The following is a 16,172-nucleotide window of genomic DNA, read 5'->3' as shown; positions in this document are numbered from 1 at the left end:
CGTTTGACGCGACACGTGATAAAAGGGCATCATTTGATGCCCTTTTTCTACGCTGTCGTGGTAGAACCTATCTCATCAGCGATTGCGAGATATAATCATTGGTGAGATAGGCTCTGTAGATACGGCGTAAATACCGAATTATTCTTTTTACAGAACATCTTTCGGTTTGGTTGCCCCGTAGTTGCGGGGCAAAGTTATTTGTCTGAATCATTGTGACAGGTTGGTTTATGAGTGCGAATACCGAAGCTCAGGATAGTGGGCGTGGCCTGGAAGTGATTAAGTGGCTAGTAGTAGGTGCCTTGCTGGTCGTTGCGATTGTTGGCAATTATTACTACCGCGAATTTAGTCTTCCTCTGCGCGCATTGGCTGTTGTTATCCTGATCGCCGCAGCCGGTGGTGTGGCTCTGCTGACCACAAAAGGCAAAGCAACCGTAACGTTTGCTCGCGAAGCGCGTACTGAAGTACGCAAAGTAATTTGGCCGACTCGTCAGGAAACGTTACACACCACGTTAATCGTTGCCGCGGTTACTGCCGTGATGTCACTGATTTTGTGGGGACTGGATGGTATTCTGGTCCGTCTGGTATCGTTTATCACTGGACTGAGGTTCTAAAAGATGTCTGAAGCTCCAAAAAAACGTTGGTACGTCGTTCAGGCGTTTTCTGGTTTTGAAGGTCGCGTAGCACAGTCTCTGCGCGAGCACATCAAACTCCATAATATGGAAGAGCTTTTTGGCGAAGTCATGGTTCCTACTGAAGAAGTAGTTGAGATCCGTGGTGGTCAACGTCGCAAGAGCGAACGCAAATTTTTCCCTGGTTATGTTTTAGTGCAGATGGTTATGGAAGATGCGAGTTGGCATCTTGTGCGCAGTGTACCTCGTGTTATGGGGTTCATTGGCGGCACATCTGACCGTCCTGCTCCAATCAGTGATAAAGAAGTGGATGCGATTATGAATCGTCTCCAGCAGGTTGGTGACAAGCCTCGTCCGAAAACGTTGTTTGAACCGGGTGAAATGGTTCGCGTCAACGATGGTCCATTTGCCGACTTTAACGGCGTTGTTGAAGAAGTTGACTACGAGAAGAGCCGCCTGAAGGTGTCTGTCTCTATATTTGGTCGTGCGACACCTGTTGAACTGGACTTTGCTCAGGTCGAAAAAGGCTAATTGCCTGACAAGACTTGCTGAAAATAGCGACTTGCCTATGGCGCGAAATTAACCTATAATTTCGCGCCTTTTGTTTTTCAGTGGCCTTAACGGCGTCTGAAACGTAATACAAACCACGGGGAGCCTTTTACTAGGCGCTATTACCCAATCGAGGAAAGTTAAATGGCCAAGAAAGTACAAGCCTACGTCAAGCTGCAAGTTGCAGCTGGTATGGCTAACCCGAGCCCACCGGTAGGTCCGGCTCTGGGTCAGCAAGGTGTTAACATCATGGAATTCTGTAAGGCGTTCAATGCTAAAACTGAAAGCCTTGAGAAGGGTCTGCCGACTCCGGTTGTTATTACCGTTTATTCTGACCGTTCTTTCACCTTCGTTACCAAAACGCCTCCAGCAGCTGTTCTGCTGAAGAAAGCGGCTGGTATCAAGTCTGGTTCTGGCAAGCCGAACAAAGACAAAGTAGGTAAAGTAACGAGCGCTCAGGTTCGTGAAATCGCAGAAACTAAAGCTGCGGACATGACTGGTTCTGATGTAGACGCCATGGCGCGCTCTATCGCAGGTACTGCTCGTTCCATGGGCTTGGTAGTGGAGGATTAATAAATGGCTAAGCTGACCAAGCGCATGCGCGTGATCCGTGACAAAGTTGATGTAACTAAACAGTATGACATCAACGAAGCTGTTGCTCTGCTCAAAGAGCTGGCCACTGCTAAGTTCGTAGAAAGTGTAGACGTAGCTGTTAACCTCGGCATCGATGCACGTAAATCTGACCAAAACGTTCGCGGTGCAACCGTTCTGCCTCATGGCACCGGTCGTTCTGTTCGCGTAGCAGTCTTCACCCAAGGCGCAAACGCTGAAGCGGCTAAAGCTGCTGGTGCTGAGTTTGTGGGCATGGAAGATCTGGCTGACTTGATCAAGAAAGGCGAAATGGGCTTTGACGTTGTTATTGCATCTCCAGATGCAATGCGCGTTGTTGGCCAATTGGGCCAGGTTCTGGGTCCACGCGGCCTGATGCCAAACCCGAAAGTGGGTACTGTGACTCCTAACGTTGCTGAAGCAGTTAATAATGCTAAAGCTGGTCAGGTTCGTTACCGTAACGACAAGAACGGCATCATTCATACCACTATCGGTAAGGTTGATTTCGATTCTAACAAATTGAAAGAAAACCTGGAATCTTTGCTGGTTGCGCTGAAAAAAGCAAAACCATCTCAGGCGAAAGGCGTGTTCATCAAGAAAGTTAGCTTGTCTACCACTATGGGTGCTGGCGTTGCCATCGACCAGAGCGGTCTGAACGCTGCTGCTAACTAATAGCTTTTGTTCCGCTTTACTCGGGTGTGAGATTTACCTATAATTTTACGCCCGTTGTTCCTCAAGTGGAATAACGCAAGAATTTTTCGGTTGGAGCCTGGCCTATCCAGGCCTCCGTCCAAGACCGCAGGTGTTTCGTAAGAAACTTAATTCTCCTGCGTAGACGGTGACAGAGCCTAAATAACGTTTTTCTTTTTTATAAAGAATAATTTTTTACTGGATTCTGCTCACCGTGTTTCAACGCTTATCTCTAATTTTGGCGATAAGTGAAGTGAGTTCCGGAGAGTTTCTCCGGCTATATCCAGGAGCAAAAGCTAATGGCATTAAATCTTCAAGACAAACAAGCGATTGTTGCTGAAGTCAGCGAAGTAGCCAAAGGTGCGCTGTCTGCGGTTGTTGCGGATTCTCGTGGCGTTACCGTTGATAAAATGACCGAACTGCGTAAAGCAGGTCGTGAAGCTGGCGTTTACATGCGTGTTGTTCGTAACACCCTGCTGCGCCGCGTCGTTGAAGGCACTCAATTTGAATGCCTGAAAGACACGTTTGTTGGTCCGACCCTGATTGCATACTCTATGGAACACCCGGGCGCTGCTGCTCGTCTGTTCAAAGAGTTCGCGAAAGCGAATGCAAAATTTGAGGTTAAAGCTGCAGCCTTTGAAGGCGAGCTGATCCCGGCGGCTCAAATTGACCGTCTGGCAACGCTGCCGACTTACGAAGAAGCACTGGCACGTCTGATGTCGACCATGAAAGAAGCCGCTGCCGGCAAACTGGTCCGCACTCTGGCTGCTGTTCGCGATGCAAAAGAAGCTGCGTAATAGCGCTTTTTTTTCTAACGTACTTGCTAACGTATAAACTATTTCTGATTCTTAGGAACAATTGTTATGTCTATCACTAAAGATCAAATTCTGGAAGCAGTAGCAGCTATGTCTGTAATGGATGTTGTTGAGCTGGTTTCTGCTATGGAAGAAAAATTCGGTGTTTCTGCTGCTGCTGCTGTAGCTGTTGCTGCTGGCCCAGCTGAAGTTGCTGAAGAAAAAACTGAGTTCGACGTTGTGCTGAAAGCTATCGGCGCTAATAAAGTTGCTGTAATCAAAGCTGTTCGCGGCGCAACTGGTCTGGGCCTGAAAGAAGCCAAAGATCTGGTTGAGTCTGCACCAGCAGTGATGAAAGAAGGCGTGAGCAAAGATGACGCTGAAGCACTGAAAAAATCACTGGAAGAAGCTGGCGCAGAAGTTGAAGTTAAATAAGCCAACCTTTCAGGTTGCAGCCTAATTTATTAGGCTGATGGCTGGTGACTTTTTAGTCACCAGCCTTTTTGCGCTGTAGGGCATCAATGGGGTTTCACACTGTTTAGCCATTGATTTCCCCCAATATTTTTTTCTATTGACGACTTAATATACTGCTTTCCTGCATGGGCTCCATGCCTAAGCAAGAGTAACGAAATGGTTTAAGAGTAATAGAAAGACGTATTACGGAAAGTTCTCTATTTTCCGACCAACATAAATAGTGTTGCATGAACTGTCCTTGTTAGGGCAGACAGAGTGGTTCGACTTGTCAGCTAGCTGAGGAACCCTATGGTTTACTCCTATACCGAGAAAAAACGCATTCGTAAGGATTTTGGTAAACGTCCACAGGTTTTGGACATACCTTATCTCCTTTCTATCCAACTTGACTCGTTCCAGAAGTTTATCGAGCAAGACCCGGAAGGTCAGTACGGTTTGGAAGCTGCATTCCGTTCTGTTTTCCCTATAAAAAGCTATAGCGGTAATTCAGAGCTGCAATACGTTAGCTATCGCTTGGGCGAGCCAGTATTTGACGTTAAAGAATGTCAGATCCGTGGTGTGACGTACTCTGCGCCGCTACGCGTAAAACTGCGCCTGGTGATCTACGAGCGCGAAGCGCCTGAAGGCACCGTTAAAGACATCAAAGAACAAGAAGTTTACATGGGCGAAATTCCGCTCATGACCGATAACGGTACCTTTGTGATCAACGGTACTGAGCGCGTAATCGTGTCTCAGTTGCACCGTAGTCCAGGTGTGTTCTTCGATAGCGACAAAGGTAAAACCCACTCTTCAGGTAAGGTGCTGTATAACGCACGTATTATTCCTTACCGTGGTTCCTGGCTGGATTTCGAGTTTGATCCGAAGGATAACCTGTTTGTCCGTATCGACCGTCGTCGCAAATTGCCTGCGACCATTATCCTGCGCGCGCTGGGTTATTCCACCGAACAGATTCTCGATCTTTTCTTCGATAAAATTGTCTATGAAATCAATGGCAATAAATTGCAGATGGATTTGGTTCCTGAGCGTCTGCGTGGTGAAACCGCATCGTTTGATATTGAAGCGAACGGTAAAGTTTATATCGAAAAAGGTCGCCGCATCACTGCGCGTCATATCCGTCAGTTAGAGAAAGACGGTATTGAGCGCATTGAAGTGCCTGTTGAATATATCGCTGGCAAAGTACTGTCCAAAGATTATATCGATGAGAGCACCGGTGAACTGATCGGCGCAGCCAACATGGAACTGTCGCTGGATCTGCTGGCTAAACTGAGCCAATCTGGTCACAAACGTATTGAGACACTGTTCACCAACGATCTTGATCATGGTGCATACATGTCTGAAACCGTGCGCGTCGATCCGTCAAACGATCGCCTGAGTGCGCTGGTTGAAATCTATCGCATGATGCGTCCTGGTGAACCACCAACACGTGAAGCAGCAGAAACGCTGTTTGAGAACTTGTTCTTCTCTGAAGACCGCTACGATCTGTCTGCGGTTGGTCGTATGAAGTTCAACCGTTCTCTGTTACGTGATGAGATCGAAGGTTCCGGTATCCTGAGCAAAGATGACATCATCGAAGTGATGAAGAAGCTCATTGATATCCGTAACGGTAAAGGCGAAGTGGATGATATCGACCACCTCGGCAACCGTCGTATCCGTTCCGTCGGCGAAATGGCAGAAAACCAATTCCGCGTTGGTCTGGTGCGTGTAGAACGTGCTGTAAAAGAGCGTCTGTCTCTGGGCGACCTCGATACGCTGATGCCACAGGATATGATCAACGCCAAGCCGATTTCGGCTGCCGTGAAAGAGTTCTTCGGTTCAAGTCAACTGTCACAGTTTATGGACCAGAACAACCCGCTGTCCGAGATTACGCACAAACGTCGTATCTCCGCATTGGGTCCAGGCGGTCTGACGCGTGAACGTGCTGGCTTTGAAGTTCGTGACGTACACCCGACTCACTACGGTCGCGTTTGTCCTATCGAAACGCCGGAAGGTCCGAACATCGGTCTGATCAACTCCCTCTCCGTTTATGCGCAAACGAACGAATACGGTTTCCTTGAAACCCCGTATCGTCGTGTGCGTGAAAATGTGGTGACGGATGAGATCCATTACCTGTCTGCGATTGAAGAAGGTAACTTCGTTATCGCACAGGCGAACACCAATTTGGACGAAGAAGGCCGCTTCATCGACGAACTGGTTACCTGCCGTAACAAAGGCGAGTCCAGCTTGTTCAGCCGCGATCAGGTTGAATACATGGACGTTTCCACACAGCAGGTGGTTTCCGTCGGTGCATCCCTGATTCCGTTCCTGGAACACGATGACGCCAACCGTGCCCTGATGGGTGCGAACATGCAACGTCAGGCCGTTCCGACCCTGCGTGCTGATAAGCCGCTGGTTGGTACCGGTATGGAACGCGCTGTTGCGGTTGACTCCGGTGTAACCGCTGTAGCCAAACGTGGTGGTACAGTACAGTACGTGGATGCATCGCGTATTGTAATCCGCGTTAATGACGATGAAATGTATCCGGGCGAAGCCGGGATCGACATCTATAACCTGACCAAATATACCCGTTCTAACCAGAATACCTGCATCAGTCAGATGCCGTGTGTGTCTCTGGGTGAGCCGGTAGAACGTGGTGACGTTCTGGCAGATGGCCCGTCCACCGATCTGGGTGAGTTGGCGCTGGGTCAGAACATGCGCGTGGCATTCATGCCATGGAATGGTTACAACTTCGAAGACTCCATCCTCGTTTCCGAGCGTGTGGTTCAGGAAGATCGCTTTACGACCATCCACATTCAGGAACTGGCCTGTGTGTCTCGTGACACCAAGTTAGGGCCTGAAGAAATTACTGCGGACATCCCGAACGTGGGTGAAGCAGCACTTTCCAAACTGGATGAGTCTGGTATCGTTTACATCGGCGCTGAAGTGACCGGCGGTGACATTCTGGTTGGTAAGGTAACGCCGAAAGGTGAAACCCAACTGACGCCAGAAGAGAAACTGCTGCGAGCGATCTTCGGTGAGAAAGCGTCTGACGTTAAAGACTCTTCTCTGCGTGTACCAAACGGTGTTTCCGGTACGATTATCGACGTGCAGGTCTTTACCCGCGATGGCGTGGAAAAAGACAAACGTGCGCTGGAAATCGAAGAAATGCAACTGAAGCAGGCGAAGAAAGACCTGACTGAAGAATTGCAGATTCTGGAAGCTGGCCTGTTTGCACGTATCCACGCTGTGCTGGTTTCCGGCGGCGTAGAAGCTGACAAACTGGACAAACTGCCGCGCGAGCGCTGGTTGGAACTGGGTCTGACTGATGAAGATAAACAGAATCAGTTGGAACAGTTGGCAGAACAGTATGATGAGCTGAAGCACGAGTTTGAGAAGAAACTCGAAGCTAAGCGCCGTAAAATCACTCAAGGCGATGATCTGGCACCGGGCGTGCTGAAAATCGTTAAGGTTTATCTGGCCGTTAAACGTCAGATCCAACCGGGTGACAAGATGGCAGGTCGTCACGGGAACAAAGGTGTTATCTCCAAGATCAACCCGATCGAAGATATGCCTTACGATGAGAACGGTACGCCGGTTGATATCGTACTGAACCCGCTAGGCGTACCTTCACGTATGAACATCGGTCAGATTCTGGAAACCCACTTGGGTATGGCTGCAAAAGGTATCGGCGATAAAATCAACGCGATGCTTAAGCAGCACGAAGAAGTGACTAAACTGCGTGAATTTATCCAGAAAGCCTACGATCTGGGCGACGATGTGCGTCAAAAAGTCGACCTGAGCACTTTCTCAGACGAAGAAGTTATGCGTCTGGCTGAAAACCTGAAGAAAGGTATGCCAATTGCAACGCCGGTATTCGACGGTGCAAAAGAGAAAGAAATCAAGGAACTGTTGCAGATGGGCGGTATCCCTACCTCCGGTCAGATTACCCTGTACGATGGACGTACCGGTGAGCAATTTGAGCGTCAGGTTACCGTGGGCTACATGTACATGCTGAAACTGAACCACTTGGTTGACGATAAGATGCATGCTCGTTCCACCGGTTCTTACAGCCTGGTTACTCAGCAGCCGCTGGGTGGTAAGGCGCAGTTCGGTGGTCAACGCTTCGGTGAGATGGAAGTGTGGGCGCTGGAAGCTTATGGTGCAGCTTATACCCTGCAAGAGATGTTGACCGTTAAGTCTGATGACGTGAACGGCCGTACCAAGATGTATAAGAACATCGTGGATGGCAATCATCAGATGGAACCAGGCATGCCGGAATCCTTCAACGTATTGTTGAAAGAAATCCGTTCGCTGGGTATCAACATCGAGCTGGAAGAAAAGTAATCCCAGCTCGTTGTATTGCTGGCATTCGTCATAGGGACACCTGAATTGTGTTTTTAACGGCATGGTTCAGGTGTCTATCAGGTCTAACTCCGACAGGAGCCAATCCGTGAAAGACTTATTAAAGTTTCTGAAAGCGCAAACTAAGACCGAAGAGTTTGATGCGATCAAAATTGCTCTGGCCTCGCCAGACATGATCCGTTCGTGGTCTTTTGGTGAAGTTAAAAAGCCAGAAACCATCAACTACCGTACGTTCAAACCTGAACGTGACGGCCTTTTCTGTGCCCGTATCTTTGGGCCAGTAAAAGATTATGAGTGCTTGTGTGGTAAGTATAAGCGCCTGAAACACCGCGGTGTTATTTGTGAGAAGTGCGGCGTTGAAGTGACCCAAACTAAAGTACGTCGTGAGCGTATGGGTCACATCGAGCTGGCTTCTCCGACTGCGCACATCTGGTTCCTGAAGTCACTGCCTTCCCGTATCGGTTTGCTGTTAGATATGCCGCTGCGTGATATTGAACGTGTGCTTTATTTTGAATCTTATGTCGTGGTTGAAGGCGGTATGACCAACCTTGAGCGCCGTCAAATCCTGACTGAAGAGCAGTATCTGGATGCGCTGGAAGAGTTTGGTGATGAATTCGACGCAAAAATGGGTGCCGAAGCGATCCAAGCTCTGCTGAAGAACATGGATCTGGAGCAAGAATGTGAGCAACTGCGTGAAGAGCTGACCGAAACCAACTCTGAAACCAAACGTAAGAAGCTGACGAAACGCATTAAGCTGCTGGAAGCATTCGTACAGTCTGGTAACAAGCCAGAGTGGATGATCCTGACCGTTCTGCCAGTACTGCCACCAGATTTGCGTCCGTTGGTTCCGCTGGACGGTGGTCGTTTCGCGACTTCCGACCTGAACGATCTGTATCGTCGCGTGATTAACCGTAACAACCGTTTGAAACGTCTGCTGGATCTGGCTGCGCCGGATATCATCGTACGCAACGAAAAGCGTATGTTGCAGGAAGCGGTTGATGCCCTGCTGGATAACGGCCGTCGTGGTCGTGCGATCACCGGTTCTAACAAACGTCCTCTGAAATCTTTGGCCGATATGATCAAAGGTAAACAGGGTCGTTTCCGTCAGAACCTGCTCGGTAAGCGTGTTGACTACTCCGGTCGTTCTGTAATCACCGTTGGTCCATACCTGCGTCTGCACCAGTGTGGTCTGCCGAAGAAAATGGCACTGGAGCTGTTCAAACCGTTCATCTACGGCAAGCTGGAACTGCGTGGTCTTGCTACCACCATTAAAGCCGCCAAGAAAATGGTTGAGCGCGAAGAAGCTGTCGTATGGGATATCCTGGACGAAGTTATCCGCGAACACCCGGTACTGCTGAACCGTGCACCAACACTGCACCGTTTGGGTATCCAGGCATTTGAACCGGTTCTGATCGAAGGTAAAGCGATCCAGCTGCACCCGCTGGTTTGTGCGGCATATAACGCCGACTTCGATGGTGACCAGATGGCTGTACACGTACCGTTGACGCTGGAAGCCCAGTTGGAAGCGCGTGCGTTGATGATGTCGACCAACAACATCCTGTCCCCTGCGAATGGTGAGCCAATCATCGTTCCTTCTCAGGACGTGGTATTGGGTCTGTATTACATGACGCGTGACTGTGTTAACGCCAAAGGCGAAGGCATGGTGCTCACGGGTCCGAAAGAAGCTGAACGCGTTTATCGCGCTGGTCTGGCCTCTCTGCATGCGCGCGTTAAAGTGCGTATCACGGAAGAGATCAAGAGCATCGAAGGCGAGGTTACGCATCAGACGTCGATTATCGATACGACTATCGGCCGTGCCATCCTGTGGATGATCGTACCGAAAGGTCTGCCGTACTCGATCGTTAACCAGCCTCTGGGCAAGAAAGCGATCTCCAAAATGCTGAACACCTGTTACCGCATTTTGGGTCTGAAGCCGACAGTTATCTTCGCTGACCAGACTATGTACACCGGTTTTGCTTACGCGGCGCGCTCTGGTGCTTCCGTAGGTATCGATGACATGGTTATCCCGGAGAAAAAAGCCGAGATTATCGAAGAAGCCGAAACCGAAGTTGCCGAGATTCAGGAGCAGTTCCAGTCTGGTCTGGTTACCGCGGGCGAACGCTATAACAAAGTGATCGATATCTGGGCAGCGGCGAACGAACGTGTTGCGAAAGCGATGATGGAAAACCTGTCCGTTGAGGATGTGGTTAACCGTGATGGCGTGGTTGAGCAGCAGGTTTCTTTCAACAGCATCTTTATGATGGCCGACTCCGGTGCGCGTGGTTCTGCGGCACAGATTCGTCAGTTGGCGGGTATGCGTGGTCTGATGGCGAAACCAGATGGTTCCATCATCGAGACACCGATTACTGCAAACTTCCGTGAAGGTCTGAACGTACTCCAGTACTTCATCTCGACGCACGGTGCGCGTAAAGGTCTGGCAGATACCGCGCTGAAAACGGCGAACTCCGGTTATCTGACGCGTCGTCTGGTTGACGTTGCGCAGGATCTAGTTGTGACCGAGGACGACTGTGGTACCCATGAAGGTATCATGATGACGCCGGTTATCGAGGGTGGTGATGTTAAAGAGCCACTGCGTGAGCGCGTACTGGGCCGTGTAACGGCTGAAGACGTGATCAAACCGGGCACGGCGGATATTCTGGTTCCACGTAACACGCTGCTGAATGAGCAGTGGTGTGACATGTTGGAAGAGAACTCCGTTGACGCCGTTAAAGTACGTTCAGTCGTAAGCTGCGAAACCGACTTTGGCGTGTGCGCCAATTGCTACGGTCGCGATCTGGCTCGTGGTCATATCATCAACAAAGGTGAGGCCATCGGGGTTATCGCGGCACAGTCCATCGGTGAACCGGGTACACAGTTAACCATGCGTACGTTCCACATCGGTGGTGCGGCATCGCGTGCGGCAGCTGAGTCCAGCATTCAGGTGAAAAACAAAGGTAGCCTGAAACTGAACAACGCGAAGTTCGTTATGAACAGCAACGGTAAACTGGTTATTACTTCACGTAATACTGAACTGAAACTGATCGACGAATTCGGACGTACCAAAGAAAGCTATAAAGTGCCTTACGGTGCAGTGATGGCGAAGGGTGATGGCTCTGAAGTTAGCGGTGGCGAAACCGTCGCAAACTGGGACCCGCATACCATGCCTGTGGTGACAGAGGTAAGCGGCTTCATCCGCTTTGCTGATATGATTGACGGTCAGACCATTACTCGCCAGACCGATGAACTGACTGGTTTGTCTTCTATCGTCGTTCTGGATAGCGCAGAGCGCACCGGTAGTGGTAAAGACTTGCGTCCAGCACTGAAAATCGTTGACGGAAAAGGTGAAGATGTACTGATCCCAGGTACTGATATGCCTGCTCAATACTTCCTGCCGGGTAAAACGATTGTTCAGTTGGAAGATGGGGTGCAGATTGGTGCTGGTGATACATTAGCGCGTCTCCCTCAAGAATCCAGTGGTACCAAAGATATTACCGGTGGTCTGCCACGCGTAGCCGACCTGTTCGAAGCCCGTCGTCCGAAAGAGCCGGCTATTCTGGCAGAGATCAGCGGTATCATTTCCTTCGGAAAAGAAACCAAAGGCAAACGCCGTCTGGTAATTTCTCCGTTGGATGGCAGCGATGCTTACGAAGAGATGATTCCGAAATGGCGTCAGCTCAACGTGTTCGAAGGTGAAGTGGTGGAACGTGGTGACGTTGTTTCCGACGGCCCAGAGTCTCCGCACGATATCCTGCGTCTGCGTGGTGTACATGCAGTAACGCGTTATATCACCAACGAAGTTCAGGAAGTTTACCGCCTGCAAGGCGTTAAGATTAACGATAAACACATTGAAGTTATCGTTCGTCAGATGTTGCGTAAAGGCACCATCGTTAGCGCTGGTGGCACGGAGTTCCTTGAAGGCGAACAGGCAGAATTCTCTCGCATCAAGATTGCTAACCGCCAGTTGGAAGCGGATGGCAAGATTACGGCAACGTTCAGCCGCGATCTGCTGGGTATCACCAAAGCATCTCTGGCGACCGAGTCCTTCATTTCTGCGGCATCGTTCCAGGAAACCACTCGCGTACTTACCGAAGCCGCTGTTGCGGGTAAACGTGATGAGCTGCGTGGCCTGAAAGAGAACGTTATCGTAGGTCGTCTGATCCCTGCGGGTACAGGTTATGCGTACCATCAGGATCGTATGCGCCGCCGTCAGGCGGGTGAAGCCCCTGTCGTGCCTCAGGTGAGTGCTGAAGAAGCTTCTGCTAACTTGGCTGAACTGCTGAATGCAGGTTTTGGTAGCAGCGACGATAAATAAGTCTCTTTACGCTGAACCATCATGCGGTAAATAACAAAAACCTCGACTATTATGGTCGGGGTTTTTTTATGGCTAATGCCTTGTTAACTACCCTAGCGGGCCATTGTTATGTGTTTTTTTCCTTTTAAAATTTTTTTGTTGTACAGTGATGTAAAGTAAATAGAACGGAACTGATATGGATACCTCAACTACGCCAACACTCCCGCAGCATGGCGGCTCATTACCTCATCAGGATGATTCACTTTCTTCCGATAAAACCCTACAAACACAGTCAGTAAGCCACTCTCAACATCGAGCAAAACGTGCAGCATGGGGCAGTTTTGTTGGTGCTGTTGTCGATTGGTATGATTTTTTACTGTACGGAATTGTTGCCGCTCTTGTATTTAATACCGAATTTTTCCCACAAATTAGCCCAACGATGGGGACGCTGGCGGCATTTGGTACGTTTGGCGTTGGTTTCCTGTTCCGCCCGTTAGGCGGCATGGTGTTTGGCCACTTTGGCGATAAGCTGGGCCGTAAACGGATGTTGATGATTACGGTCTGGATGATGGGCATTTCTACTGCGTTGATTGGCCTGTTGCCGTCGTTTGATTCCATTGGCTGGTGGGCACCGGTGCTGCTGGTTACGCTGAGGGCAATTCAAGGATTCGCGGTCGGTGGTGAATGGGGTGGGGCGGCGCTGTTGGCGGTAGAGAATGCGCCTAAGAAGAAGAAAGCGTTTTACAGCAGCGGTGTACAGGTTGGCTTTGGGGTTGGTCTGTTATTGGCTACTGGGTCGGTATCGGTGGTGAGCAATTTGACGACCAATGAAGAATTTACTACCTGGGGCTGGCGTTTGCCGTTCTTATTCAGCCTGATTCTGGTGGCTATCGCCTGGTGGGTGCGTAACGGGATGGATGAGTCTCAGGAGTTTGAGGCGAATAAAACGCTGGGAGAAAGAGCAAGCAAACTGCGTTCGTTTCCTATCATGGAAGCACTGCGCCAGCATCCGAAAGCATTTTTGCTGATTATTGCGCTACGGCTTGGCGAACTGTTAACGATGTATATCGTCACCGCGTTTGCCCTCAATTACTCCACCACCCATCTTGGGCTATCGCGGGATATTTTCCTGAATATCGGGCTGCTGGTGGGGGCGATCAGCTGCGTATCTATTCCTTGCTTTGCCTATCTGGCAGATAGCTTTGGCCGCCGTCGTATCTATGTTACCGGTGCGCTGATTGGGGCTGCGAGTGCGGTGCCATTCTTTATGGCGCTGGAAAGCCATAACACGCTGATGATCTTGTTCTTTGCCATCATGCTTGCAAATATTGCCCACGATATGATCGTTAGCGTACAGCAGCCGATGTTTACCGAGCTATTTGGTACGGCGTACCGCTATAGTGGGGCGGGTGTAGGTTATCAGGTTGCCAGCGTGGTTGGCGGCGGGTTTACGCCTTTTATCGCCGTTCTGCTGGTGCAGTTTATGGATGGTTCATGGCACGGAGTGGCAGCTTACCTTACCATTGGCTGCTTACTGTCGGCGATTGTCGGGATGCGGATGAAAGCCACACCGGCGGATGCCTTACCTCACTAATCTCCTCGCCTCACCAATCTAGCGTGCCGATACAGATACAGTGTTTGTATCGGCACACTTCTACTGTTTTTTGTCTACTGTTTTTTGCCGCGGCACTATCTGAACCGATCAAGATCGCTTCGCTTTAGCCCAATATCCTTGAGTCCGTCATCGCTCATATTTCGTAGTATCTTCAGCGTGTTCGCTCTTGCTCGCCAGGCTTTCCACAAGCGGTACGGCAAAATCAGCATGAGCCAAAACGGTGACTCGCGGAACGGTTTTTGTGATCGATTCTCATGAAATTCCATATTTTCCCCCTCGCCAGTGAATGATCGCTATGATGAGGTGAAAGCCATTTTCAATACAGACTCAAAAAATCCATTTTTTTAGCATACAGATTGTGTGATATTGCATCTGAATGGTGATTTTTATTTGAATCTGTACTGGTTACTGCTGTGAATATTGATAGGGAATGATACTGATGACGCGTTATCAACACCTGGCTGGGCTGTTAGAACAGCGGATCGAACAAGGGTTGTACCAAAGCGGAGAGCGGCTGCCTTCTGTGCGGGCACTGAGTACAGAGCATGGTGTGAGCATCAGTACCGTACAGCAAGCCTATCACCTGCTGGAAACCCGGCAGTTGATTATGCCGCAGCCGCGTTCGGGATATTTTGTCACGCCGCGCAAGGCAACGCCGCCCGTACCCGCGCTGACGCGTCCTGCCCAACGCCCGGTTGAGATCACGCAGTGGGAATCGGTGCTGGAGTTGGTGAACGTGCGTCTGGAAACCAACGTGCTGAAATTTGGTAGCGGAATGCCGGATGTGAGCCAGCCGACCATCAAACCACTGTGGAAAGAGATGAGTCGCCTCTGCCAATATCAGGATCCTAGGGTTTTACAATATGACAGCGTGTATGGCGTGCCTGCGTTGCGCGAACAGATTGCTCGTCTTACCGTCGACTGTGGCTGCCAGCTAACGCAAGATGATATTGTGATCACGACCGGATGTCAGGAAGCCTTATTTGTGGCCGTCCGCGCGGTTTGCCAACCCGGCGACATCGTGGCCGTTGAATCACCAGCTTTTCCGGGTACGATGCAGATCCTCCGTGGGATGGATATCAAAGCGATCGAGATCCCGACCGATTCGGTGACGGGGATCAGTCTTGAAGCGTTAAGACTGGCGCTGGATCAGTGGCCGATCAAAGCCGTACTTCTGGTGCCGAGCTGTAACAATCCGCTTGGTTTCATCATGCCTGATGCCCGTAAAAAATCGCTGGTGACGCTGGCGCAGCATTTTGATATCGCGATTATTGAAGATGATGCCTATGGCGAGCTGGCCTATGAATATCCGCGTCCCCGCGCGATAAAATCATTTGATGAAGATGGACGTGTACTCTTGTGCAGCTCGTTTTCAAAGAATCTGGCTCCCGGTTTGCGCGTTGGCTGGATTGCTCCGGGGCGCTATCTGGAGCGGGTGATTCATACAAAATACATCAGTACAGGATCGACGGTGGTGCAGCCTCAGCTAGCCGTGGCGGAATTTATCCGTAACGGACACTATCAGCCTCATCTACGCCGTATGCGTGCTCAGTACAAGGCTAATCTGGATACGTTTACCTGCTGGGTGCGTGAGTATTTTCCGTCAAACATCTGTGTGAGCCGTCCTCAGGGTGGGTTTCTGATGTGGATTGAATTGCCCGAATATTTTGATTCGCTCAAGCTCAGCCGTGAGGTCAGAAAAGCGGGCATACAGATAGCCGCAGGTTCGCTCTTCTCCGCCTCAGGCAAATATCGTAATTGTCTTCGGCTCAATTATGCCAATCGCTTTACGGAAGAAATGAGGGAAGGGCTGCGCATCGTGGGTAGTGAAATCGCGAAGATGATGCACACTTTTCCTGACCAAAACGCATCCTGATAATTTTAGGGAAGGGCCGATACGGGTAAGGATAAGCCCCGTATCGGCGGGTTGATGTGCAGAGCTGATAAGTAGCAAATAGCTCCGGCCAGCAAGCTCCGTAATCATGCTCAGGCTTGCCAACGACGCTACTGTATTCTTCGTCGCAGGCCGTGACGATAGGCTGAATGTCATCTTGCGCGGTGCTATCCTGAGAATGTCACCTTCCGTGTAATTCTCATTCCGGCCTGCGAGCAGCATCCCAAATCATGCGTATCACGCATACCAATCGCTTAAGATCCGAGATGCGAGGGCTACCACGGTGCGAGGT

At 50.1% G+C, this 16,172-nt stretch carries 11 protein-coding genes; 10 read left to right on the top strand and 1 reads right to left on the bottom strand.

Going from position 1 to position 16,172, the window contains the following annotated elements; all coding sequences use genetic code 11:
- Positions 1–227: 227 nt before the first annotated feature.
- The 9 genes from secE to shiA all read left to right on the top strand — a co-directional run bounded on the left by secE (position 228) and on the right by shiA (position 13,965).
- Positions 228–611, top strand: a complete 384-nt coding sequence (secE, locus tag K7X24_RS20700; RefSeq protein ID WP_095701239.1) for a preprotein translocase subunit SecE — start codon at positions 228–230, stop codon at positions 609–611.
- Positions 612–614: 3 nt separating this feature from the next.
- The gene (gene nusG / locus K7X24_RS20695) at positions 615–1,160 is read left to right on the top strand and encodes a transcription termination/antitermination protein NusG (protein WP_005970339.1); all 546 of its coding nucleotides are present in this window, start codon (positions 615–617) and stop codon (positions 1,158–1,160) included.
- A gap of 162 nt (positions 1,161–1,322) precedes the next feature.
- Positions 1,323–1,751 carry a 50S ribosomal protein L11 gene (gene rplK / locus K7X24_RS20690; RefSeq protein WP_005970337.1) on the top strand — a complete coding sequence of 143 codons (429 nt, stop codon included), beginning with the start codon at positions 1,323–1,325 and terminating at the stop codon, positions 1,749–1,751.
- Positions 1,752–1,754: 3 nt separating this feature from the next.
- Positions 1,755–2,459 (top strand): 50S ribosomal protein L1, encoded by a 705-nt coding sequence (gene rplA, locus K7X24_RS20685; protein WP_095701240.1) that lies wholly within the window; start codon positions 1,755–1,757, stop codon positions 2,457–2,459.
- Positions 2,460–2,776: 317 nt separating this feature from the next.
- Entirely contained in the window at positions 2,777–3,274 is a 498-nt protein-coding gene (gene rplJ, locus K7X24_RS20680) for a 50S ribosomal protein L10 (RefSeq protein ID WP_012772934.1), read from the top strand.
- 66 nt (positions 3,275–3,340) lie between these two features.
- On the top strand, positions 3,341–3,706 hold the full coding sequence (rplL, locus tag K7X24_RS20675) for a 50S ribosomal protein L7/L12 (RefSeq protein WP_005970331.1): 366 nt from the start codon (positions 3,341–3,343) through the stop codon (positions 3,704–3,706).
- 327 nt (positions 3,707–4,033) lie between these two features.
- Positions 4,034–8,062 carry a DNA-directed RNA polymerase subunit beta gene (gene rpoB, locus K7X24_RS20670; RefSeq protein WP_224558141.1) on the top strand — a complete coding sequence of 1,343 codons (4,029 nt, stop codon included), beginning with the start codon at positions 4,034–4,036 and terminating at the stop codon, positions 8,060–8,062.
- Positions 8,063–8,168: 106 nt separating this feature from the next.
- Positions 8,169–12,392, top strand: coding sequence for a DNA-directed RNA polymerase subunit beta' (gene rpoC / locus K7X24_RS20665; RefSeq protein ID WP_224558140.1), 4,224 nt, complete (start codon positions 8,169–8,171; stop codon positions 12,390–12,392).
- 175 nt (positions 12,393–12,567) lie between these two features.
- The gene (gene shiA / locus K7X24_RS20660) at positions 12,568–13,965 is read left to right on the top strand and encodes a shikimate transporter (RefSeq protein ID WP_224558139.1); all 1,398 of its coding nucleotides are present in this window, start codon (positions 12,568–12,570) and stop codon (positions 13,963–13,965) included.
- Positions 13,966–14,060: 95 nt separating this feature from the next.
- Here shiA and K7X24_RS20655 read toward each other — a convergent pair whose 3' ends face one another.
- A complete protein-coding gene (locus tag K7X24_RS20655; protein WP_223806376.1) occupies positions 14,061–14,195 on the bottom strand; it encodes a DUF1127 domain-containing protein in 135 nt (44 codons plus the stop codon).
- A gap of 230 nt (positions 14,196–14,425) precedes the next feature.
- On the opposite strand from K7X24_RS20655, the gene K7X24_RS20650 reads away from it, so the two are divergent.
- Positions 14,426–15,862, top strand: a complete 1,437-nt coding sequence (locus tag K7X24_RS20650; RefSeq protein WP_224558138.1) for a PLP-dependent aminotransferase family protein — start codon at positions 14,426–14,428, stop codon at positions 15,860–15,862.
- The last annotated feature ends 310 nt before the right edge of the window (positions 15,863–16,172 follow it).

It is taken from the genome of Pectobacterium versatile, from assembly GCF_020166435.1.
Lineage (GTDB): Bacteria > Pseudomonadota > Gammaproteobacteria > Enterobacterales > Enterobacteriaceae > Pectobacterium > Pectobacterium versatile.
The sequence above is the reverse complement of the archived record's forward strand: the minus strand, read 5'-3'. Positions and strand labels throughout refer to the sequence as shown.